This is a genomic window from Nocardia sp. NPDC051911, from assembly GCF_040681035.1.
In the GTDB taxonomy this organism is placed as follows: Bacteria; Actinomycetota; Actinomycetes; order Mycobacteriales; family Mycobacteriaceae; genus Nocardia; species Nocardia sichangensis.
In genome coordinates this window covers 125629-147814 of sequence record NZ_JBFAXY010000002.1, presented here as the reverse complement: position 1 = coordinate 147814, position 22186 = coordinate 125629, and the positions used below count along the sequence as shown (strand labels likewise).

Sequence of the window (22186 nt, the reverse complement as noted above, 5' to 3'; positions counted from 1 at the left end):
GGTTTTGCCTGGAACCGGCAGGTCAATGATCGCGACATCACGCCCCGTCACCCAAGAAGTTATTGATCCGTTAGAATCTGATGTCACTTATTTGGGCCGTCGTAGACGCAATTTCTCGGCCAGCCGCAGCTCTCGGCCAGCTCCACCTGTCGAGCCAAGCACGCGATTGTGGAGGTTCGGTTGATGGCGCGTGGTAGAGGCCAGTTTGGAAAGTGAGTGGGAGATGCGTGACGCCGCTAGCTCCGGCAGTAGCCGCTGGGCGCTGGGCAACTGGGACCTGCGCTGGAAGGTGACGGCGGTCCTCGCCGTGCCTCTCGCGGTCGCGGTCGGCCTCGGCGTATCCAGGATCTCGTCGGAGTTCGCGGACTCGAACCGGCTCGCCGACATCTCGGACAACGTCGCCGCCATCCCCTCGGTCACCGCGCTCAGCGCGCAGACCGCCACCACAGCGGGCTCGCAGATGATCTCGCTGGGGTCCAACCAGTCCGTGGTGACCGACCAGAACCTGGCGGACCTGGACAAGGCGATCGCCAACGCCGAGAAGGCGGTCGGCAAACTCGACGGCGTACCGGGCGCGCGCGCGGCCATCGACAGCATGCTCACCCAGGCCAAGGGGGTGCGCGCCCAGGGCAAGTCGGTCTCCACCGGACCGCCGTCGGACACCCTCGCGCTGATCGACCGGGTCCGCAGCGACAGCGTCCGGATCGTCGAGACGACGGTCGGCCAGGTCAGCGACACCGCGGTGGACGCGGCCAAACTGCGGCTGGTCGACTCGCTCAACACCCGTGCAACCCTGGTCAGTGAGCTCGCCGCCTTCCCCGAGGTGCTGCGCGCCCAGCAGTCCGGCGTCCAGAACTTCCTCATCGCCTCCAACACCGAGCGCGCGCTGCTCAACGTGCTCGCGCACCGCTTCGCCGACGGCGACACCTCGATCGCCGACCTGCGCGCGGGCATCGACACCAGGATCGCGCTGCTGACCAGCCCGCAGTCGCAGGCGGGCCAGCTTCCGGTCGGTGACCTGAAGAAGTCGCTGACCGACAGCCTCGCGGTGTACGAGCACGTCGTCGGCAAGGCGACCAAGGACATCGACTCCGCTATGGACTCGCTGGTGACCACCGCCCAGCGGGACGCGTGGACCTATACCGCGGTCGTCATCGCGACCATCCTCGCCGCGCTGCTGCTCGCGGTCTTCGTGGCCCGCTCGATGATCGTCCCGCTGCACCGGCTGCGGTTGGCCGCGCTGCGCGTGGCCGAGAGCGACCTGCCGCACGAGGTCGCCCAGCTCCGCACCGGCGCCTCGCCGGAAGAGGTGCCGCTGGAGCCGATGCCGGTGCGTAGCACCGAGGAGATCGGTCAGCTCGCCCGCGCGGTCGACGACATCCACGGCCAGGCGCTGCGCCTGGCGAGTGACCAGGCGAAGATGCGTTCGCAGGTCAACGACATGTTCGAGACCTTGGCGCGGCGGTCGAAGTCGCTCGTCGACCATCAGCTCACGCTCATCGAGGCGATGGAGTACGACGAGAAGGACCCGCGCCTGCTGGAGAACTTGTTCCGGCTGGACCATCTCGCCGCCCGTATGCGCCGTAACGGTGACAACCTGCTGATTCTCGCGGGCACCAGGCAGCGCCGCGCCAAGTCCGCCCCGGTCGAGATCGCCGACGTGCTGCGCGCCGCGATCTCCGAGGTGGAGGACTACGAGCGCGTGAAGCTCGGCGCCACGCCGCGCGGTTCGCTGAAGGAACCCGCCGCCTCCGACCTCGCGCATCTGTTCGCCGAGCTGCTCGACAACGCGCTGCGCGCCTCGCCGCCGGAGACCGACGTCAAGTTCACGTTCGCGCAGGCGCACGATCAGGGACTGCTCATCGAGGTGGCCGACCGCGGCATCGGTATGCCGCCCGCCGAGATGGCCGATATCAACCGCCGTCTGGAGCAGACCGCCGAGCCGGGGCCGGACACGGCCCGGCACATGGGTCTGTTCGTGGTCGGCAGGCTCGCCGAGCGGCACGGTCTCACCGTGCGGCTGCGGCCGACCTTCGACACCGCGCGCGATCCGGGCGTGACGGTGACCGTGCACGTGCCCGTCGGACTCATCGTCGCGGGCAAACCGAGCGCGGGGCAGCCCGTCACCCCGCAGCCTTCGCCGCAGGCCGCCGCTCCACAGCGTCCGTCGGCGCCGTCGTCCATGCAGATGCGGGCCGTCCAGCGGACTCCTGGGGGCAATGTCATGGTCACCGTCGATCCCGGGGTGAGCGGCCCGATTCCGGCCGTGAGCGCCAAGCCCACCGCTTCGTCCAGCGGACCGATCCCCACGGGACCGGGTGGACTGCCGCAGCGGCAGCCGGGTTCGGCGATGACGTCGTCCGGTATGCACTCGGAGAACCAGCAGTCGGCTACGAGTCTGCGGCCCACGCCGGGGCAGCCCGCGCCGAGTGGTCCGCAGCGTGGCAAGCTCGCCGCGGCCAGCCTGCCCAAGCGCAACCTCAGCCCCGGCGGTCCGCCGCCGCGCCAGCCCGGTGGGTCCGCCGAGTCGTCCGGCACGGGCCTGCCGTCGCGTGAGCCGAACTCGGGCGAGCTACCGGTGCGTCAGCCGGGCGCCAACGGCGTGCCGCAGCCGAGCACCGGTCTGCCGCAGCGCCAGCCGGGCACCAACGGCGTGCCGCCGCGAGACGCTTCGAAGGGCATGCCGCAGCGGGAATCCGGTTTGGGCGGTCTACCCCAGCGTGAGTCCGCCTCCGGCGGTCTGCCGCAGCGGGAATCGGCCGCGGGTGGTTTGTCGCAGCGCGACTCCGGTTTGGGTGGCTTGCCGCAGCGCGACTCCGGTTTGGGTGGCTTGCCGCAGCGTGAGTCCGCATCTGGCGGCCTGCCGCAGCGTGAGTCGGCGGCGGGTGGTCTGCCGACGCGTGAGCCGGGTGTGACGCGTCTGCCGTCGCGTGAACCGGGCGCCACCGGCCTACCGCAGCGGCAGCCGGGTTCGAACGGTGTGCCGCAGCGTGAGTCGGCGGCGGGAGGTCTGCCGACGCGTGAGCCGGGTGTCACGGGTCTGCCGTCGCGTGAGCCGGGTGTCACGGGTCTGCCGTCGCGTGAACCGGGCGCCACCGGCCTGCCGTCGCGTGAACCGTCCATCGGCCTGCCGTCGCGTGAGCCAGGTGCTACCGGCCTGCCGTCGCGTGAACCGTCCATCGGCCTGCCGCAGCGTGAGCCAGGTGCTACCGGTCTGCCGCAGCGTGAATCGGGCGCGACGGGTCTGCCGTCGCGTGAGCCGGGCGCTACCGGCCTGCCGCAGCGTGAATCGGGTGCTACCGGCCTGCCATCGCGGCAGCCCACGCCCAGCCTGCCGCAGCGCGATGCGGCGCCCACCGGTCTGCCGCAGCGTGAACCCGGCAACGGTCTGCCGCAGCGGGATGCCGGTGCTCACCGTCTGCCGCAGCGTGAGTCCGCCAACGGCTTGACGCAGCGGGAGCCGGGCTCCGGCGCGCTGCCTGCCGTCGGCAACGGTCTGCCGCAACGAGATGCGACGGCGAGCGGTCTGCCGCAGCGTCCGCCAGCGCCGTCGAGCCTTCCGCAGCGCGAGAGCGGGCTGACCGGTCTGCCGCAGCGGCAGCCGGGCGCTCAGGCGCCGCAGCGCCAGCCCGTGCCGCCGGGTATCGCGCTCCCGCAGCGCGATCGCGGTGGCCAGCACGCCGCGAGCCCAGAGCAGCCTGCCGCCTCGCCGGGGCGCGATCCCGGCAAGCACAGCTTCCGGTCCAACCCGGCCAAGACGGCGTCGTTCTTCCAGACCAGGTTGCAGCCCGCGGACGAGTCGGGAGCGTCGATGGGCGGAACGCCGATCTTCGCCGAGATGATGTCGGCGTGGCTGTCGGATCCCAACACGGATAGGTCCCAGGTGGCTGCCTCCTTCGAATCGCCGGGTGACGAGGGTTGGCAAGCGGCTCGCCGGGCCAGCGAGGCGCAGCCGGAGACGAAAACGGCGGCGGGGTTGCCGCAACGCAATCCGGGCGGAAGGCTTGTCCCCGGCGGCGTCAGCGGTGCGGCGGATCGGGCGCCGCGCCGCGACCCAGAAACGATCAGGTCCAGCTTGAGTCGTCACCAGCAGGGCGTCCGGGATGGCCGCGCAATGAGAGCAATGAACCTAACCGGAGATAAAGGAGACCGATGAACCCCGATCTAGGTGGTACGAATCGTCAGCTGGATTGGCTGGTTTCGAACTTTGCCAACGAGGTTCCTGGCGTAGCCCATGCTGTCCTGGTCTCGGCTGACGGCCTACTCATGGCCGCGAGTGCCCAACTGCCCGTCGACCGCGCCGAACAGCTCTCGGCCGTCACGGCCGGTCTGGCCAGCCTGTCAGTCGGCGTCTCGAACCTGTTCGAGGGCGGCACCGTGCTGCAGTCCGTCGTCGAGATGGAGCACGGTTACCTGCTACTCATGGCTGTCGGCGACGGTTCCTATCTCGCTGTGCTGACCAACACTTCGTGTGACATCGGTCAGGTCGGCTACGAGATGGCTCTGTTGGTCGAGCGGGTTGGCCAGACTGTTCAGGCCACACCACGCGTCACGATGGGTTCCTGATGGTGGGATGGACATAGAAGATCACCGCGTGGGAAGCGTCGAGCCCAGCCTCGTACGGCCGTACTCGCTGACCGCAGGCCGCACCAGGCCCGCGGTCGAGTTGGCGTTGGAGGCTCTCGTCGCATCGCATCCGGTCGCCCTGGAGCGGCAGTTCGAACTGACCAACATCGAGACGTCAATCGTGGAGTTGTGCAGAGAATCGCCGTCCGTTGCCGAGGTAGCAGCCCGATTGGGTATCCCTATCGGGGTGGCCCGTGTGCTCGTGGCCGATTTGATCGAGGCCGGGCACGTGCGCGTTTCGGCGACTTTGAAAGACGATTCCAGCGACGATGAGCGTCGCGAGCTGATCGAAAGGGTTCTCAGTGGACTCCGGCGTATTTGATTCGACGGCGCAGGTCGACACTCGTACCAGTAAGCCAACATCGGCGAAGATCGTGGTCGCGGGTGGCTTCGGCGTCGGGAAGACCACGTTGGTCGGTGCTGTCTCGGAGATCGTTCCGCTGCGCACCGAGGCATTGGTGACCAATGCCAGCGCCGGGATCGACAATCTGACCGGCATCCCGATGAAATCGACCACCACCGTGGCGATGGACTTCGGCCGGATCAGTCTCGCCGACGATCTCGTGTTGTACCTGTTCGGCACGCCCGGCCAGTACCGATTCTGGTTCATGTGGGACGACCTGATCCGGGGCGCCATCGGCGCCGTCGTACTGGTCGACACCCGCAGGCTGGAGGACAGCTTCGCGGCCGTCGACTACTTCGAAGCGCGCGGCCTACCGTTCCTGGTGGCGCTCAACGAATTCGACGACGCGCCGCGTTACCCGATCGAGGACATCCGGCAGGCGCTCGCCGTGCCTGCCGATGTGCCGATCATGTCCATCGACGCCCGTCGCCGGGAGCCGGCCAAGCAGGCCCTGGTCGCGCTCACCGAGTACGCGCTGCGCAAGGTGATGCAGGGCTACTGAGTGCTCGCGCGGCTCGCCGGAGCATTGGGTAGGGCCGGATAGGCTCGCCCGGTGCGTACTTCGGCGCGAGAGTTACTCGAGCAACTGCTCGACAAGAACTCGTTCGTCAGCTGGGACCGGCCGCCGGTGACGGTGGCCGTTTCTCCGCGGTACCGCGATGCCTTGCGGAAGGCGGCCGTCGCGGCGGGCACCGACGAATCGGTGCTCACCGGCGAAGGGCTGCTGCGTGGTCGGCGCGTGGCCGTGATCGCGTGCGAGTTCGGATTTCTGGCCGGCTCGATCGGTGTCGCGGCGGCGGAGCGGATCGTCTCGGCGGTCGAGCGCGCCACCGAACTCGGGCTGCCGTTGGTCGCTTCGCCGACCTCCGGCGGGACCAGGATGCAGGAGGGCACCGTCGCCTTCGTGCAGATGGTGAAGATCGCCGGTGCGGTGGCGGCGCACAAGTCGGCGGGGTACCCCTACGTTGTCTACCTTCGCAACCCGACGATGGGCGGCGTTTTCGCGTCGTGGGGTTCGTTGGGGCACATCACTTTCGCCGAACCCGGGGCGCTCATCGGGTTTCTCGGCCCTCGGGTCTATCAGGCCCTGTACGGCAGACCTTTCCCGGAAGGCGTGCAGACCGCGGAGAACCTGTATCGGCGCGGCGTAATCGACGGCGTTCTGACGATTCCGGTCTTCCGCCGTATCGCCCATCGCGCGTTGAGTGTGTTCAGCGGCATCGAATTGCCGGATTCGGCTGCTGGACGGAGTTCCGAGCAGATCGCGGCATCGGAGCCGCACCGGCCGGTATCTGCTCCGCATTCGAACGACGTTGCGACAGAGTCGATTCAGTCCGGTGTCGAATGTGATCGCGCCGCGGACGATCGGGTGTGGCGGTCGGTCCTCATCTCCCGCCGCCCGGAGCGTCCCGGCATTCGGGATCTCCTTCGTCATGTGACGCAACGAGTTCCGCTCAGCGGCACCGGTCAGGGCGAGTCCGATCGCACCGCCGTGCTCGCTCTCGGCCGTTTCCGCGGGCAGCCGTGTGTGGTGTTCGGGCACGATCGGCGAGGACAGCAGGGTGAGAACACCATGGGTCCGGCGGCGCTGCGCGAGGCGCGGCGCAGTATGGCGCTTGCTCAGGAGTTGCGGCTGCCTTTGGTTCTGGTCATCGACACCGTAGGCGCGGCGCTGTCGAAGGAGGCCGAGGAACGCGGGCTGGCGCCCGAGATCGCTCGCTGCATAGCCGATCTGGTGACGTTGGATACCCCGACCGTCTCGGTGCTGCTCGGCCAGGGCACCGGCGGCGGCGCGCTGGCGCTGCTGCCCGCCGACCGGGTGCTCGCCGCCACACATGCGTGGCTGGCCCCGCTGCCGCCGGAGGGGGCGAGCGCCATCGTCTTCCGTGACACCGATCATGCTGCGGAATTGGCTGCGGCGCAACGGATCAGCGCCCCTGACCTGCTGGCCGACGGCGTGGTCGACCGGATCGTGCCGGAATTGCCCGACGCGGCGGACGAGCCGGTGGACTTCGCCCGCCGGATGGTCGCCGCGATCGCGCACGAACTGGCGGCCTTGCGCGCCCGTCCGGAATCGGAGTTGCCGACGGCTCGGCAGACCCGGTACCGGCGGCTCGGGTTGCCCGGCTCGACGAGCTGACCGCGGTGAACGCGGAAAGTCCGCGGTCCGCAAGCCCCCGTTCCCAGCAAATTACAAGCCAACACACCCGAGTGCGTGATTGACGGTTCGCCGCCACACTTCTACCGTCGGAATGTGACCTTCAAAAGCGAGACCAGCACCGTTCCCTCGATCGTGCTGAACGACGGGAACGTGATCCCGCAGCTCGGCTTCGGCGTGTTCCAAGTGCCCTCCGAGGACGTCTTCTCGGCCGTCACCACTGCGCTCGAGGTCGGCTATCGCAGTATCGATACGGCCGCGATCTACGGAAACGAAGAGGGCACCGGCCGTGCGATCAGGGAATCCGGCCTGCCCAGGGATGAGATCTACGTCACGACCAAGCTGTGGAATGCCGAGCAGGGCTACGACTCCACGCTGCGCGCTTTCGACGCGAGCCTGCAGCGGCTCGGCTTGGACTACCTCGACCTGTACCTCATCCACTGGCCGGTGGCCGAGGCCGACCGCTTCGTGGACACCTTCCGTGCCTTCCAGGCCCTGAAGTCGCATGGCCGGGTGCGGTCGATCGGCGTCTCGAACTTCACGGTCGCGAACATTCAACGGCTCATCGCCGAGACCGGTGAGATCCCGGTGGTGAACCAGGTCGAGCTGCACCCGAGGCTGGCACAACGCGAGCTGCGCGAGTACCACGCGGGCAACGCGATCGCCACCGAGGCGTGGAGCCCGCTCGGGCAGGGCACCTTGCTCGACGAGAGGACCATCTCGGCGGTGGCCGCCGAGGTCGGCCGCACCCCGGCGCAGGTGATCATCCGCTGGCACCTGCAATTGGGCAACATCGTCATTCCCAAGTCGGTCACACCGTCGCGGATCGCCGAGAACTTCGACGTATTCGGTTTCGAGCTGACGCCGGAGCAGATGGACGCGATCAACGGCCTGGATGCCGGTGCGCGCATCGGTCCGGACCCGGACCGGTTCACCTACGGCCTGATCGACTGACCGCGGGAAGCGCCGGGGCCGGTCAGCGCAGTCCGAGGTATTCGGTGAGTTCGAGGGCCGCCGCGCGCCCCGCTCGATTGGCCCCGATCGTGCTGGCCGACGGTCCGTACCCGATCAGGTGGATGCGCGGATCGGCGGCCACACGGGTGGCCAGCCGTCCCGACATGGTGATGCCGCCGCCGGGACCGCGCAGCCGCAGCGGCGCGAGGTGGTCCAGCGCGCTGCGGAAGCCGGTGGCCCAGAGGATCACATCCGCTCGCTGAAAGGTTCCGTCGGCCCACCGCACCCCGTCGGGCTCGATGCGTTCGAACATCGGCAGGCGGGTGAGCGCGCCGCGGGCCCGCGCCGCCCGTAGCCGGTCATCGAGCGGTAGCCCGGTGACCGAGACCACCGATCCCGGCGGCAGCCCACGCCGCACCCGGTCTTCGACCATTGCTACCGCGGCGCGGCCGGCCGCTTCGGTGAAGGTGTTCTCGCGGAAGCGCGGCGGTGTCCTCGTGACCCAGGTCGTCGTGGTGACACGGGAGATCTCGTCGAGCAGCTGGACCGCCGAGATGCCGCCGCCCACCACCACGACGTGCTCGCCCGCGAACTCCTCGGCAGTGCGGTAGTCGTGGGTGTGCAGCTGGCGTCCGGCGAAGGTCTGCGCCCCGGGGTAGTGCGGAACGAACGGACGCTCCCAGGTGCCGGTGCAGTTGATCAGGCCGCGTACCCGGATCGTGCCCGCCGTATCGGTCTCCGCGTTGAGCACCGCACCCCGCTCGGCGGGGGCGCCTTCCTCGGTCCGGTCGCAGACCACGGTGACCGATACCTGCCGGTGCACGCGCAGGTCGAATCGTTTCTCGTACAGCTCGTAGTAGTGCGGCACGGCGGTCGCGGCGGGCACGGACGACGAACCGGGCGGCAAGGTCTCGGCGAACGACATACCGGGCAGATCGTGCACACGGTTGACCGTGTCCAGGGTGAGGGAGGGCCAGCGGAACTGCCAAGCGCCGCCCGGGCCGGGCGACCGATCGACGAGCAGAAAGTGCCGCTCGGGACGCAGTCCGAGGCGCTGGAGGTGGTATCCGGCCGAGAGCCCCGCCTGACCAGCGCCGATCACCAGGATGTCGAAGTCGGTCGGCACAGCCGGTGATCGTATCGCCCGGCGTGGAACGGGTAGTCCGCTGTGGCAGAGTGAAGAGAACAGACGGACCGTTCAGTCGGGGAGGTCGCATGCTCGGGGTCAGCCGCGATGGTGACGTGGTCACCATCGAACTTCAGCGGGAGGAGCGCCGCAACGCGCTCAATCACGAACTCGTGACACTGCTGCGCGAGGCAGTGCTCGCCGCGGTCGCCGACCAGGCCCGGGCCATCGTATTGACCGGGCGGGGCCCGGTGTTCAGCGCGGGCGCCGACTTGTCCGGGGTGTATTCGGACGATTTCCTGTCCGGATTGCTGGAAATGTTGCACGCGATCGAATCGGCCCCGGTCCCGGTGATTTCGGCGATCAACGGCGCCGCGATCGGCGCCGGTGTGCAGTTGGCGCTCGCTTCCGACCTGCGGGTGATCGCGCCGGAGGCGTACATCGCGGTCCCCGCGGCGAAACTGGGCATCACCGTCGATCGGTGGACCGTGCGCAGGCTCGCCGCTTTGATCGGCGGCGGTCCGGCGCGGACGGTGTTGCTGGGGGCCGAGCAGATATCGGCCGACGACGCCTACGCGTTCGGGTTCGCCAACCGGATCGGCACCGTGGCCGACGCGCAGGCTTGGGCCAAGCACATCGCGGCGCTGGCCCCGCTGTCCCTGCGGCACATGAAGCTGGTGCTCAATGACGACGGAACGCGCGATCCGGAAACCGCGCAGCAGCGCGCGGCACTGGAGGCCGCGTGGACGAGCGAGGATGCCAAGGAGGGTCGTTTGGCCAGGCAGGAAAAGCGCCCCGCGAAGTTTGTGGGGCGATGATGGACATCAGACGGATCGCGGGCGCCGCGGCAGGCGCGCTCGGCCTCACCTGGGTGGTGCGGGCGGTGTGGGACATCCCATCGGCGATGGGCGCTTCGATCTCGGCGATCCAGCCGTACGCGGTGGGTGCGACCACCTATCGCGATCGACAGTTCCACAACACCGAGCCCAGTAGCCAAGTGGTCGCCGGTTCGGCTCCCTCGCTGCTGGTCTCGGCGCTGACCCAGCGCAACGTGGGTCGGCCGCGGGGCAGCATCCCATTGCGGACGCCGCAGCAACCGGACACGGCGGCCGCTCTCGCCGTCACCTGGTACGGCCACGCCACGACGTTGATCGAGGTCGACGGGTACCGGATCCTCACCGATCCGGTGTGGAGCGAGCGCGTTTCGCCGTCGCCGCTGGTCGGCCCGGCGCGCATGCATCCCGTGCCGCAGCCGCTGGCCGACCTGCCGCCGATCGACGCGGTACTCATCTCCCACGACCACTACGACCACCTGGACAAGGAGACCGTCCGGGAGTTGGTGGCCCGCCAGAGCGCACCGTTTCTGGTGCCGATCGGTATCGGCGCGCACTTGCGACACTGGGGTGTCCCGGAGGATCGCATCGTCGAATTGGACTGGGGCGGTTCGGTGACGCTCGCCGAGCTCGGCCGGGACCGCGACGGCGTGGATCTGGCGATCACCTGCACGGAGGCACGGCATTTCTCCGGGCGCGGACTGCTGCGCAACACGACGTTGTGGGCCTCGTGGTCGATCGCAGGTCCGACCCGGCGGGCCTACTTCGGCGGCGACACCGGCTTCACCAAGGCGTTCGCCGAGGCGGGTGCGGCGCTCGGCCCGTTCGATCTGACGCTGCTGCCGATCGGCGCCTACGACGAGCGCTGGCCGGACGTGCACATGAATCCCGAGGAGGCGGTCCGGGCACACGCCGACCTGTGCGGCGGGAATCCCGGCCACGGATTGCTGGTGCCCATTCACTGGGCCACCTTCAATCTCGCCTTCCACGGCTGGTCCGAGCCGGTCGCGCGCATGGTGGCCGCGGCGCGGGCGGCGGGCACCGACGTCGCGGTGCCGATGCCGGGACAGCGTGTGGACCCGTCGAGCGCCCCACCCGCGGATACGTGGTGGGAGAATATCGGCTGAACGACTCCGGACAATCGGCGACAGGAAGGATCACGGCGATGAGTTTCGCGGATACGGTCAAGGGCCTGGTCGACAAGGGGAAGGACGCGGCGGCCAAGAACGCAGGCAAGATCAATCAAGCGGTCGACAAGGCCGGTGACTTCATCGATCAGAAGACGCACGGCAAGTACTCGGACCAGATCGCCAAGGGCAAAGAGGCCGCCAAGAAGGTGGTTCCGCCGGATCAGTCCGGACCGCACGCCTGAGCCCACGGCGGAGGCCGCACCGCGGCCTCCGCCGCTACACTTCGGATATGGCGGCCCGCCGCGAGTTCGGTGGTATCGAGGTTGACCTTAGCAACCTCGACAAGGTGCTGTACCCGGCCACCGGAACGACCAAAGGCGAAGTGATCGCCTATTATTCGGCGATCGCGCCCGCCATGCTGCCGCATATCGCCGGGCGGGCGGTCACCCGGAAACGCTGGCCCAACGGGGTGGACGAACCCTCCTTCTTCGAGAAGAATCTCCCGTCGCACGCGCCCTCCTGGATCGAGCGGCGTACCCTGCGCCATTCCGATCGCAAGGTCGTCTATCCGCTGATCGATTCCGAAGCGGGGCTGGCCTGGCTGGCGCAACAGGCCGCGCTGGAAGTCCATGTGCCGCAGTGGCGTTTCGACGACGACAGCATGGGCCCGGCGACCAGGTTGGTGTTCGACCTGGACCCGGGCAAGGGCGTCGGGCTCGCCGAATGCGCCGAGGTGGCGCTCGCGGTGCGCGAGATGGTCGAGGGCATCGGGCTGCACGCGTTCCCGGTGACCAGCGGCAGCAAGGGAATTCACCTGTACGTGCCGTTGGATCGCGCGCTCAGTTCGGGCGGCGCGTCCACGGTGGCGAGACAGGTGGCCACGAATCTGCAACGGCTGCAACCGGACCTGGTCACGGCGACGATGGCGAAGGCGGCGCGCGGCGGCAAGGTCTTCCTGGACTGGAGCCAGAACAACCCGGCCAAGACCACCATCGCGCCCTATTCGATGCGGGGACGGGCCGAGCCGAACGTCGCGGCCCCGCGCACGTGGAAGGAGATCGAGAACCGGAAGAAGCTGCGGCACTTGCGGTTCGACGAGGTACTGGCCAGGTACCGGTCCGACGGCGATCTGCTCGCCGAGCTGGATCCGCGGATCGCGCCGGACGCCTCGTCCTCGCCCGACGCGTTGACCAAGTATCGGTCGATGCGCGATCCGTCCCGCACGCCCGAACCGGTACCCGCCGAGTCGCCCGCGCCGGGGACGAACAACCGCTACGTCGTGCAGGAACATCACGCGCGACGCCTGCACTGGGACGTGCGGCTGGAGCGCGACGGGGTCCTGGTGTCCTGGGCGGTGCCGAAAGGGCCGCCGATCTCCACCGACCAGAACCGTCTGGCCGTGCACACCGAGGACCATCCGATGGAGTATCTCGACTTCCACGGCGCCATCCCGAAAGGCGAGTACGGCGCCGGGGAGATGACGATCTGGGACTCCGGCACCTACGAGACCGAGAAGTGGCGCGACGACGAGGTCATCGTGCGATTCCACGGCAAGCGGCTCAACGGCCGGTACGCGCTGATCCAGACCAACGGCAACCAGTGGCTGATGCATCTGATGCGCGCGCGGAACGGCGCCGAACCGCGGGAGGAGCCGGACGAGCCGCCGGGCCGGATCATCCGTCCGTCGAACGGGCCCGCGACGCTTCCGCGCGGTCTCGCGCCGATGCTCGCGACGCACGGCGAGGTCGCCGAGCTCGGCGCCGACGAGTGGTGCTTCGAGACGAAGTGGGACGGCTTCCGGCTGATCGCCGAGATCGACAACGACGCGCTGACTTTGCGCAGCCGGGCGGGGAACGTGGTGACCGACCGCTACCCCGGTATCGCGGCGTTGCGGCGGGAACTGTCCGCACACCAGGTGGTGCTGGACGGCGAGGCCGTCGTCTTCGACGATCACGGCGTCGCGAATCTCGGTCTGCTGCAAGCCGACGCGGCGCGTGCGGTGTTCGTCGCGTTCGACGTGTTGTACCTGGACGGTACGTCGCTGCTGCGCAAACGATATGCCGATCGCCGCAGGGTCTTGGAGGCGCTCGCGGCGAACGCGCCGTCGCTGGTGGTGCCGCCGCGACTGGACGGCTCGGGCGCCGATGCCCTGCGCTACAGCCAGGAGCACGGGCTGGAGGGCGTGGTCGCGAAACGCAAGGACTCGGTGTACCTACCTGGCAAACGCGGGCACGCCTGGGTGAAGCAGCGCAATTGGCGTACCCAGCGGGTGCTGATCGGCGGGTGGCGGCGCAGCGCGGCGCGGGAGTTCAAGTCGCTGCTGATCGGCATTCCCCACGACGGTCTGCTGTACTACGTCGGCCGGGTCGGGACCGGGTTCAGCGAGCCGGACATGCGGGAGCTGGCCGCGCGGCTGCGCAAGCTGGAACGCAAGACCTCGCCGTTCGACAACGAACTCACCGCCGAAGAACGCAAGGAAGCGGTGTGGGTGACGCCGAAACTCGGTGGCACCGTGCGGTTCATGAACTGGACCGAGATGGGTCGTTTGTGGCATCCCGCATGGCTCGGGCCCGCGCCCGGCGCTGGGTAGGGTTGGGGCGCGGTTGTTCCCAGCTCGAAACGAGGAGTGCACGGTGGACTTCAAGAACCTGGCGGGTAAGGCGATGGACCTGGCCCAGAAGAACGCGGACAAGCTGGACGCGGTCATCGACAAGGCGGGCGACCTCGTCGACGAGAAGACGGGCAACAAGTACTCCGGCCAGGTGGACGCCGCCCAGGACGCGGCCAAGAAAGCCCTGCGGGAGCAGTGATCTTCGAACGGGACCCGGCACCGGCCGGGTCCCCTTCGCGGCTCAGCCCGCGCCCGTGAGCAGCGGGGTGATGGTCGCGATATCGGTGACGAGCGCGTGGCCCTGGAACTCGAAATCGTCGTAAGCCCGCGCCATGGCTTCCTTGTCCCGGCCGCCGACCGCGTCGCTGATCACCACGGGCACGAATCCGAGATCGGTGGAATGCGTGACCGTGGGCGCGATGCCGATCTCCAGCGCGACGCCCGCGATCGCGTAGGCGCCGATGCGCAGGTCGCGCAGCATCGAGGCCAGCGGAGTGCCTTCGAAGGCCGACATCGACGTCTTGTCGAACACCACCTCGTCGGCGCGCGGCCGCAGTTCGGGCACGAGCTCGAAGGCGGGGGTGTCGCGCTGCAGGATGAAGCGCACCTTGTCCACCGAATCCACCTGCTGCCAGCTCATGGCCATCCGCAGCGCGAAGGTTCCGCTGAGCCGCTCGGGCAGGAAGAAATGGCGTAGGAACACCACCGGGTAGCCGCCGGAACGCGCCGCGTCGACCACCCCCACCACCCGCTCGATGATCTCCGGGCCGTCCGGCAACTGGCTGAGCACACCGACCTGCATGTCGTAGACGATCACGGCCATCCGGTCCGGGGCGCACACATCGGCGAGTCCTTCGGGGATGTCCAGTCCGTTGCCATGCCGCATGCTCGGCTACTCCTCTTCGTTGCGCTCGCGCTGCGGGCGGGGTCGCGCCGGACAGCTATTCGCTTGCGCTGGGGGTGTTTTGGCCAACACTGTAACCAGCCGCACGGACAGCGGCGGCGGTGGGTGTGACCTGCGATAGACCGTTGCCGGGTCGGTCGGCCCGGCAGTACCGTGGAAAGCCTGGAGGTCAGGTGAGCCGCCGCTGACCGCGCCGGGACATCTGCCGCCTCGCCGGAACTGGGGAGGCTCTGATGAAGGACGCCGATGCAGTGCCTGTCATCGCGCAGGCGCGCGACCGATCTGTGTGCACGACGATCCCGCGGGTTCTGCTGGCCGCCTTGCTCGTGCTGGCCGCCTGTCTGGCCGCCGCACCTGCGGCACACGCCGAGCTACCACCGCCGGATCGCGACCCGTTCTACGCCGCCCCCGCGGATCTCGCGCGCTACCACGACGGCGCCGTGCTGGATTCCCGGCCGATCGCGTTGTTCGGGTTGCCCCTGCCGATTTCGGCATGGCAGGTGAAATACCGCAGCACCGACTCGAGCGAAGATCCCGTCGCCGACGTGGCGACCGTGCTGGTCCCGATGCTGCCGTGGTTCGGGCCCGGCTCCCGGCCGCTGCTGTCGTACCAGGTGGCCGAGGACAGTCTCGGCACGCGCTGCGCGCCGTCGTTCGCGCTGCGCGGCGGCTGGGATTCCGGCGCGGTGAACACGCTGATCGACACGCCGTTCATGGCGGAGGCGTTACGCCGCGGGTGGGCGGTGGTGGTCAGCGACTACGAGGGGCCGCGGTCCCGCTTCCTGGATGGCGTTAACTCCGGACGCGGCGTGCTGGACGGCATCCGGGCGGCCCGTGATCTCCCGCAAGCCGGGCTCGGGCCCGCGACGCCCATCGGCACCTGGGGCTACTCCGGCGGAGCGTTCGCCACGCTGTGGGCCGCGCAGCTGCAGCCGTGGTACGCGCCGGACGTCCGATTCGCGGGCATCACTTCCGGCGGGATCCCCGCGGATTGGCCCGCCATAGCCGCCGACGCGGACGGCACCATCCAGACCGGGCTCGCTTTGCTCATCCTGTTCGCGCTCGCCCGCAACGATCCTGCCGGGGGCGTGCTGGACTTGCTCAACGAGCAGGGGCTCGCGGCGCTGGTGGAGAACGGCGCGGCCTGCGGGTCCGATCTGGTACCGATATACGCGGGCGCGCAGGTCGTCGACTTCGCCGCTGTGCCCGATGTGTTCTCGCACCCGGCATTTCGCGCCGCCACCGAAGTCGAGGAACTCGGCGGCAGCGCGCCGGAGGCGCCGATGTACCTGTACCACAGCCGCACCGACGACGTGATCCCCGTAGCGGGTTTCACCGACTTGGTCGGCCGGTACTGCGCCCTGGGCGCGACCGTCACCTCGGTGCACTCGATGCTGCCCACCCACAACCCGACGGCGATCGGTGAGGCGCCGGGCGCGATGAACTTCCTCGCCGACCGGTTCGCCGGTCTGCCGGCGGCTCCTGGATGCCATGAGCGGTAGGTGGACGACCGCCTCGAAGGTCGACCGCGGTACTCCCGGCGATGGAGCCGGATGTGTGATCGCGAGTCGCGGCATCGCGTCCGGGCGGCACCGACTGGTGCGCACAGACGAGAGCGCACCGGATCCCGGCCGATTCGGTGCGCGTCGTGCTCGCTGGCGTCGGTCAGTTCTGCGAACGCCCGGTGGTGTCCATCCACTTGGTGGTGCCGGGCTGGGCGGCCAGCGTGCTGATCAGATCGATGCCCGCGATGATCAAGGCCGGACCGCCGACGACGATCGTGCCGATGATGCCGCCGATGCCCGCACCGGCGACCACGGTGCCGATTCCGATGGGACCGCCGATGAGGCCGGTCAATCCGACGAGCGCGCCGATGACCGTGCCGATGAACCCGCCGACCGCGGTGGCGATGCCGAATTGTGACAGGAAGGCATCCATCGCGCGCTGGTTCTCGAACGGCGACGCGACCGGCGTTGCCGCCGGGTGAGCCTGCGCCGCGTCCTTGACGACGGTCAGCTCCAGTACGCGGCCCGCGTCCCGCACGAGGTGGGGCATGGGGTATTCGAGCCCGTCCTGGCGGAAGGCGAGCGGCAGCGTGACCGCGACATTGCCTGCGGCGTCTTTGATGTCCACGGCGTCGCCGCGCACGTCGAACGTGCCTGCGGTGAGTGTCGTGACGATCTTGTCGCCGACCAGCTGGGCTTGGTACCCGATATCCGGGACCGGTGCCGCAGCCGGTTCCGCGTGCGCGACGCCTGCCCCGACCGTGAGTGCGGCGACGAGTGGAGCGGCGGCGGCGGTGACTCTCCGGAGAATCATTCTCGGTATCCAATCTTCATCAGGTTACAAGCATTAGAGAACGCGACACACGCCGAAATTCCTTCCCCCGCCGACGTGTCCATCCGTGATGTGATCCAAAAGACAGTTACTTCCGAGTGATAACTGTACTGTGGCCCTTGGGGTTTGGGACACGATTTCAGAGGGTATTCTTTCGACTTTTGCTACCTGATGAGTTATAGCTATCAGCTATTCATTCGTGCGGGTCCGGGGTGCTCTGATCGCACCGGTCGGTTCCGCGCGGGTGGATGAAGGTGTAATGCGCCGAATCGGGGCATCGATTCCGAGCCTTTCACATCGCGTCGCCGATAGGTGTAAGCCGCAGTACCACAAGGGCTTTCGCTGGTGTCGCACTGGGGCGTGGCAGCACGTCCTGGTCGCGGGGGTGCGACTGCGAACCGGGTGACCCAGCCGGTGGTACTGATCGGTGCTCTGTGCGCCGTATCGGAGCCGGCTGCTATGCGTTCGAGACGCATGCGTTGTGCGCGAGGCGCATCCGGGGTCCCCTGCGGGGTCTTTTCGAGAGGTACCAGTCGGTCTGCAAATGGTCAGCGAATTGACCTGCAGGAATTCCACCGACGGCCATCAGGGGCCGCAACCGACCAGGATCCCGTTCGACCCCGCATTTACGCCCACCTTTCACCGCGCTCACAGCACCACGTGCAGCGCGATGGAACCGAGACAGACGCCGACTACCAGCACGAGCGCGACAGCGTCGCGCAGGCCGGGTGCACTGGGACGGGCGGTGAGCTGCCCGGTGCCGCCGCGTGCGGTGATCGCCTCACCCAATTCACCGGCGCGGCGGGTGGATACCGCCATGGCGGCGGTGAGGATGTCGATGAGCGGGTTGTCGGCCGCGCGGGCGATCATGCCGTCCTTCGGGCGCAGCCTGCGAGCGGCACGTAGCACCCGGATCTCCTCCATGAGCAGCGGCAGACCGCGGAAGGTGAGCGCGACGACGACAGCCCATTCGTCCACCGGAATCCGGAGCCGGCGCAACGGCGCGCCCAGCTTGGCCAGGGCGGGCGCGATGTCGCCCATCGGCGTGGTCCACGCGATGAGGAAGGAGGCCGCCACCAGGATCAGGCCGAAGGCCAGAACCTGGGCATAGCGCAGTACCGCCGTGCCGCCGACCGGCACGTTGATCAGGGCTCCCGCGCCGAGCAGCGCCCAGAACCACCACGGCAGCCGTGGCAGAGTGCCCAGCGGCAGCCGGGCGACCGCGCCCACGAAGACGAGGAACGCCGCCATCACACCGAGCACCGGCCAGGACGGCAGGAACATCAGCAGCAGGCTGATCAGGAACACCCCGATCATCTTGGTGCCCGCCCACAACCGGTGGACCGGACTGTCGACCGGGACCTGACGCAGCAGAACGGTGCTCATCATCGACCTCCGTGCTCGAGCCGCCACGCGGTCTCTCCGGGCGCGCGCACCGGGTTCCGTCCGGAATCGGCTCGCGTGGCGGAGTCACTGGGCACCGGCGCTGTCTGCCGCGCCGATTCCGCGCCCAGAATGCGTCCCGACTGCAATCGCACCGTCCGGTCGCACACCGCCGCCATGTCGGCCACGTCGTGCGATATGACGATCAGCGTCAAGCCGGAATCCCGTAACCGCGCGAGCAGTTCCACGATGTCGGCCCGGCCCTCCGGGTCGAGACCGGCCAGCGGCTCGTCGAGCACGACCACTTGGGGATGGCTGGCCACGATCGCCGCGAGCACCACTCGCTTGGCCTGGCCGCCGCTGAGTTCCTCGACCGAGCGCGCGGCCAGCGAACGGTCCAGCCCGACCGCGTCCAGCGCGCGGCCGACCGCGCCAGAGCCGGTCGCGCGACCGCCCCAGTCCGCGATCTCCGCGCCGACGGTCTGCTTCTGCAGTTGCAGCCGGGAGTGCTGGAACGCCAGTCCGACCCGGCCGATCTGCTTGCCGATCGGCTTTCCGCGCAGCTCGCACCGACCCGAACTCGGTTCGATCAGGCCCGCCATGATCCAGGCCAGGGTCGATTTGCCCGAGCCGTTCCCGCCGACGATCAGCAGGGCCTCGCCCTGGCACACGGACAGGTCGACGCCGTGCAGGGCGGGCGCCTCCCACGGCGTCGCGCGGTTGTAGGTGTGCCGGACGTCGCGCAGTTCGAGGACCGGCGCGCCCATCGGCCTGCGTCGCGTGTCCTGCGCCGGACGCGGCCACGCGGGCAGATGCGCCACGGTGCGTCCCCCGGCCAGGTGCACCACCCGGTCGGCGACCGCGGCGTCGGCCTCGTGGTGGGTCACCAGCACCACGGCCATCGAGTGTCGTTTCGGCAGCGAGGCAAGCAGCTCCACCAGTTCCCGCCGCCCGTCCGGATCGATCATCGAGGTCGCCTCGTCGGCGATCAGCAGCGCGGGCCGCCGGGCCAGCGCGGCGGCGACCGCCAACCGCTGTTGCTGTCCGCCCGAGAGCGTGGCGGTCTCCTTCGCCCCCATTCCGGCGAGCCCGACCTCGCCGAGCAGTGCGTCGACATCCACCGCGGCGGCGAGATCGGTGGGCAATCCCCACACGACGTCATCGGCGACGAGCACGCCCAAGGTCTGGCTTTCCGGTCGCTGCAACACCAGCGCCGTCCCGCCGAGTCTGCCGAGCCCGGCCGACCCGGGCCGCTGCGCCGACCCCGAGGTGGGCGGCAGCCCGGCCAGCAAGCGGGTCAGCGTGGACTTGCCCGAACCGTTGTGCCCGACCACGGCGACGAATTCGCCGACCCGAACGGTCAGATCGATACCGCTCAGCGCATCGCGCGCCGCTCCGGGATAGCGGAAACCCGCGTCGCGCAGCGTGACCGGAAGCGGATCGACGGGCCGGTCGTCTTGCGGCGCGTCGAGCCGGTCCCGGCCGGGCAGCCAGGCCAGCCGGTCCAGCACCGAGCCGAGTACGTACCAGGAGAAGACGCCGGTGGCCGCCATGCCGAGCGCGACGCTGCCGCCGACCCACGCCCACCACCAGCGCAGCACCGAGTCGGTCAGGTCCGCGGCGAGCTGCCCGAGCGGGGCAAGCTGCTCTTGGCGCGCCGCGAGATCCTGGAAGCCGCGCGACGCGTTGCGGATGTTGTCGAACAGCAGTTCGCGGGTGGTCGACAGCAGGGCAAGCGATCCGACGGCGAACGCGGCCCAGGCCAGCCCGGCGAGCAAGGAGAGCCCGAACGCGGCGACGACACCGCCGCCACGCCGCTTCACGGCGCCGATGATCCCGCCCACGGTGGCCGAGGCGACCAGCGCCGTCGCGGACGCCATGCCCGCGGCGACGAAGGTGACCAGCGTCGCCGCGATCGTCGCGGTGACCAAGGCGCGCAGCCGGAAACGATGCGCGATCAGCCCGATCGGGACCGCGCCGACCAGCTGGAGCGCGGCGGCGAACGGGATGACCGATCCGATGGTCACCAGCCCGACGGCGGCTCCGCCCAGCACGGCGCCGGTGGCCAACTCGATCGGACGCAGCGGGCCGCGCACATCCGATCCGCCCGGAGGGGCCAGTTCATTCACAGCACAAGTCTGCCAGCCCGGCGGGCGGCGGCGGGTCGAGGCGAATCCGGGCGGGCCCGCTCGCCGAGGCGCGCTCCGTCACGCGACGGGGGTGAGGGTGTAGGCGCTGGGGTCGAAGCGGCGGGTGCGGCGACGATAGCTCGTCTGCGATCCCGGCCAGTTGTTGGTGATGCGGCCCGCGGAGTTGCGGTACCAGCTCGAGCAGAAGTTCCACGGAGTGCGGGCCAGACGCTGCTGGAGCGCGGTGTTGTAATCCTCTTCCAGGTCGGCGCGGACTTCGGCGCAATGGCCGGGGTGGTCGGCGAGCCATTGCACGGCCTGGCGGATGTAGCGGGCCTGCGATTCGATCATGTAGATGATCGAGCCGACGCCGAGATTGGTGTTCGGCCCGTAGACGAGGAAAAGATTCGGAAAGTCCGGCACCGTCATGCCGTAATACGCGTGCGCGCCGTCGGCCCATGCGTCGGCCAGCCTGCGCCCGCCACGACCCCAGATCTCCATCGGCCAGAGGAACTCCGTGCCCTTGAAGCCGGTGCCGTAGATGATCACGTCGGCTTCGTGCGTCGTCCCGTCGGCGGTGCGTACGCCTTGCGGGGTGATCTCGGTGATGGCGGTGGTCTCCACCCGCACGTTGGGCTGGGTGAGCGCGGGGTAGTAGTCGTTGGAGAACAGCGCGCGCTTGCACCCGATGGGGTAGTCCGGGGTGAGTTTGGCTCGCAGCTGCGGGTCCTCGACCTGTTCGGCCAGGTGCCGGGAGGCGATGCGGGCCACGAACCGGGCGATGGCGGGAACCTCGACCAGCCCGAGCGAGATGAACTCCGCGATCGACCACCACCCGAACCGCTCCACCAGCAGCGCGCCCGGCACCCGCGCGAACAGGTTGTGCTGGACCGGCGAGTAGTCGGTGTCGAACTTCGGGACCACCCAGGCCGGTGTGCGCTGGAACAGTGTCAACCGGTCGACTTCGGGCTGGATCTCCGGGATGTACTGAACGGCGCTCGCCCCGGTGCCGACGCAGGCGACGCGTTTGCCGTGGAGGTCGACCTCGTGGTCCCACTCGGCCGAATGGAACGACGGGCCCGCGAAGGTGTCGATGCCGGGTATGGCGGGCAGGGACGGACGCGACAGCTGGCCCACCGCCGAGATCAGCACGTCGACGATCCAGCTCTTGCCGTCGGTGGTGCGCACGGTCCACCGGCCGGTGGCGTCGTCGAATTCGGCGTCGCTGACGCTGGTGCCGAAGCGGATCGCCGAGAGCACGTTGTGACGTTCGGCGACCGCGCGCAGGTAGGCGTGGATGGCGGTCCGTCCCGAGTACCGCTGCGGCCAGTCCGGCTTGGGTTCGAACGAAAACGAGTACAGCGGTGAGGGGACGTCGCAGGCCGCGCCGGGGTAGGTGTTCTCCCGCCATACCCCGCCGATGTCGGCGGCCCGCTCCAGGATGGTGATGTCGTCGAAGCCGTTGCGGCGTAGCTCGATCGCCATGCCGATGCCGCCGAAGCCCGCGCCGATGATGAGTATGGATGGCCGATTGCGCGCTGTCATGTGAGACTCCTCACTACGACCGTAGATGACTCCACTGTAGGAGCCGC

18 protein-coding genes are annotated in these 22186 nt (G+C 69.0%); 12 read left to right on the top strand and 6 right to left on the bottom strand.

Going from position 1 to position 22186, the window contains the following annotated elements; all coding sequences use genetic code 11:
* The first annotated feature begins 223 nt into the window (after positions 1-223).
* The 6 genes from AB0L97_RS03630 (at position 224) to AB0L97_RS03605 (ending at position 8141) form a co-directional block, all read left to right on the top strand.
* Positions 224-4156: an ATP-binding protein gene (locus AB0L97_RS03630; RefSeq protein ID WP_364424966.1), complete on the top strand. Its 3933-nt coding sequence runs from the start codon at positions 224-226 to the stop codon at positions 4154-4156.
* Positions 4153-4566, top strand: coding sequence for a roadblock/LC7 domain-containing protein (locus tag AB0L97_RS03625; RefSeq protein WP_011207200.1), 414 nt, complete (start codon positions 4153-4155; stop codon positions 4564-4566). Before AB0L97_RS03630 ends, AB0L97_RS03625 begins: the two co-directional genes overlap by 4 nt.
* Positions 4567-4573: 7 nt before the next feature.
* Entirely contained in the window at positions 4574-4948 is a 375-nt protein-coding gene (locus AB0L97_RS03620; protein ID WP_039795171.1) for a DUF742 domain-containing protein, read from the top strand.
* A complete protein-coding gene (locus tag AB0L97_RS03615) occupies positions 4929-5531 on the top strand; it encodes an ATP/GTP-binding protein (RefSeq protein WP_355074914.1) in 603 nt (200 codons plus the stop codon). Before AB0L97_RS03620 ends, AB0L97_RS03615 begins: the two co-directional genes overlap by 20 nt.
* 51 nt (positions 5532-5582) lie before the next feature.
* Positions 5583-7169: a carboxyl transferase domain-containing protein gene (locus tag AB0L97_RS03610; RefSeq protein WP_364424963.1), complete on the top strand. Its 1587-nt coding sequence runs from the start codon at positions 5583-5585 to the stop codon at positions 7167-7169.
* Positions 7170-7283: 114 nt separating this feature from the next.
* A complete protein-coding gene (locus tag AB0L97_RS03605) occupies positions 7284-8141 on the top strand; it encodes an aldo/keto reductase (protein WP_355074910.1) in 858 nt (285 codons plus the stop codon).
* A 22-nt stretch (positions 8142-8163) separates the two neighbouring features.
* On the opposite strand, the gene AB0L97_RS03600 is transcribed toward AB0L97_RS03605, so the two are convergent.
* A complete protein-coding gene (locus AB0L97_RS03600; protein ID WP_364424960.1) occupies positions 8164-9267 on the bottom strand; it encodes an NAD(P)-binding domain-containing protein in 1104 nt (367 codons plus the stop codon).
* An 89-nt stretch (positions 9268-9356) separates the two neighbouring features.
* Between AB0L97_RS03600 and AB0L97_RS03595 the strand changes: the two genes are divergently transcribed.
* The 5 genes from AB0L97_RS03595 to AB0L97_RS03575 are packed head-to-tail and all read left to right on the top strand — an operon-like array spanning position 9357 to position 14040.
* Positions 9357-10085 carry an enoyl-CoA hydratase gene (locus tag AB0L97_RS03595; protein ID WP_355074906.1) on the top strand — a complete coding sequence of 243 codons (729 nt, stop codon included), beginning with the start codon at positions 9357-9359 and terminating at the stop codon, positions 10083-10085.
* Positions 10082-11227 carry an MBL fold metallo-hydrolase gene (locus AB0L97_RS03590; RefSeq protein WP_355074904.1) on the top strand — a complete coding sequence of 382 codons (1146 nt, stop codon included), beginning with the start codon at positions 10082-10084 and terminating at the stop codon, positions 11225-11227. Before AB0L97_RS03595 ends, AB0L97_RS03590 begins: the two co-directional genes overlap by 4 nt.
* A gap of 38 nt (positions 11228-11265) precedes the next feature.
* Complete coding sequence (locus tag AB0L97_RS03585) at positions 11266-11472, top strand: antitoxin (RefSeq protein WP_355074902.1); 207 nt, start codon at positions 11266-11268, stop codon at positions 11470-11472.
* Between the two features lie 47 nt (positions 11473-11519).
* On the top strand, positions 11520-13820 hold the full coding sequence (locus tag AB0L97_RS03580) for an ATP-dependent DNA ligase (protein WP_364424957.1): 2301 nt from the start codon (positions 11520-11522) through the stop codon (positions 13818-13820).
* 43 nt (positions 13821-13863) lie between these two features.
* Positions 13864-14040 (top strand): antitoxin, encoded by a 177-nt coding sequence (locus AB0L97_RS03575; protein ID WP_355074898.1) that lies wholly within the window; start codon positions 13864-13866, stop codon positions 14038-14040.
* Positions 14041-14082: 42 nt separating this feature from the next.
* Here the strand turns inward: AB0L97_RS03575 and AB0L97_RS03570 are convergent, their stop codons facing one another.
* Positions 14083-14727: an isochorismatase family cysteine hydrolase gene (locus AB0L97_RS03570; RefSeq protein WP_355074896.1), complete on the bottom strand. Its 645-nt coding sequence runs from the start codon at positions 14725-14727 to the stop codon at positions 14083-14085.
* Between the two features lie 251 nt (positions 14728-14978).
* Between AB0L97_RS03570 and AB0L97_RS03565 the strand changes: the two genes are divergently transcribed.
* On the top strand, positions 14979-16247 hold the full coding sequence (locus AB0L97_RS03565) for a lipase family protein (protein WP_364424954.1): 1269 nt from the start codon (positions 14979-14981) through the stop codon (positions 16245-16247).
* A gap of 163 nt (positions 16248-16410) precedes the next feature.
* Here the strand turns inward: AB0L97_RS03565 and AB0L97_RS03560 are convergent, their stop codons facing one another.
* The 4 genes from AB0L97_RS03560 to AB0L97_RS03545 form a co-directional block, all read right to left on the bottom strand.
* Positions 16411-17064, bottom strand: coding sequence for an ammonium transporter (locus tag AB0L97_RS03560; RefSeq protein ID WP_364424952.1), 654 nt, complete (start codon positions 17062-17064; stop codon positions 16411-16413).
* A gap of 666 nt (positions 17065-17730) precedes the next feature.
* Positions 17731-18468, bottom strand: a complete 738-nt coding sequence (locus tag AB0L97_RS03555; protein ID WP_355074890.1) for an energy-coupling factor transporter transmembrane protein EcfT — start codon at positions 18466-18468, stop codon at positions 17731-17733.
* Positions 18468-20594: an ATP-binding cassette domain-containing protein gene (locus AB0L97_RS03550; protein ID WP_364424950.1), complete on the bottom strand. Its 2127-nt coding sequence runs from the start codon at positions 20592-20594 to the stop codon at positions 18468-18470. Before AB0L97_RS03550 ends, AB0L97_RS03555 begins: the two co-directional genes overlap by 1 nt.
* A gap of 78 nt (positions 20595-20672) precedes the next feature.
* Positions 20673-22139: an NAD(P)/FAD-dependent oxidoreductase gene (locus tag AB0L97_RS03545; RefSeq protein WP_356963725.1), complete on the bottom strand. Its 1467-nt coding sequence runs from the start codon at positions 22137-22139 to the stop codon at positions 20673-20675.
* Between the last annotated feature and the right edge of the window lie 47 nt (positions 22140-22186).

What these genes read in the sequence shown, in the direction of transcription:
- AB0L97_RS03545 (WP_356963725.1), bottom strand. Translation starts at nt 22,139, where the DNA reads ATGACAGCGCGCAATCGGCCATCCATACTCATCATCGGCGCGGGCTTC.
- AB0L97_RS03590 (WP_355074904.1), top strand. Translation starts at nt 10,082, where the DNA reads ATGATGGACATCAGACGGATCGCGGGCGCCGCGGCAGGCGCGCTCGGC.
- AB0L97_RS03565 (WP_364424954.1), top strand. Translation starts at nt 14,979, where the DNA reads ATGAAGGACGCCGATGCAGTGCCTGTCATCGCGCAGGCGCGCGACCGA.
- AB0L97_RS03620 (WP_039795171.1), top strand. Translation starts at nt 4,574, where the DNA reads ATGGACATAGAAGATCACCGCGTGGGAAGCGTCGAGCCCAGCCTCGTA.
- AB0L97_RS03570 (WP_355074896.1), bottom strand. Translation starts at nt 14,727, where the DNA reads ATGCGGCATGGCAACGGACTGGACATCCCCGAAGGACTCGCCGATGTG.
- AB0L97_RS03585 (WP_355074902.1), top strand. Translation starts at nt 11,266, where the DNA reads ATGAGTTTCGCGGATACGGTCAAGGGCCTGGTCGACAAGGGGAAGGAC.
- AB0L97_RS03560 (WP_364424952.1), bottom strand. Translation starts at nt 17,064, where the DNA reads ATGATTCTCCGGAGAGTCACCGCCGCCGCCGCTCCACTCGTCGCCGCA.
- AB0L97_RS03630 (WP_364424966.1), top strand. Translation starts at nt 224, where the DNA reads ATGCGTGACGCCGCTAGCTCCGGCAGTAGCCGCTGGGCGCTGGGCAAC.
- AB0L97_RS03555 (WP_355074890.1), bottom strand. Translation starts at nt 18,468, where the DNA reads ATGAGCACCGTTCTGCTGCGTCAGGTCCCGGTCGACAGTCCGGTCCAC.
- AB0L97_RS03595 (WP_355074906.1), top strand. Translation starts at nt 9,357, where the DNA reads ATGCTCGGGGTCAGCCGCGATGGTGACGTGGTCACCATCGAACTTCAG.
- AB0L97_RS03580 (WP_364424957.1), top strand. Translation starts at nt 11,520, where the DNA reads ATGGCGGCCCGCCGCGAGTTCGGTGGTATCGAGGTTGACCTTAGCAAC.
- AB0L97_RS03625 (WP_011207200.1), top strand. Translation starts at nt 4,153, where the DNA reads ATGAACCCCGATCTAGGTGGTACGAATCGTCAGCTGGATTGGCTGGTT.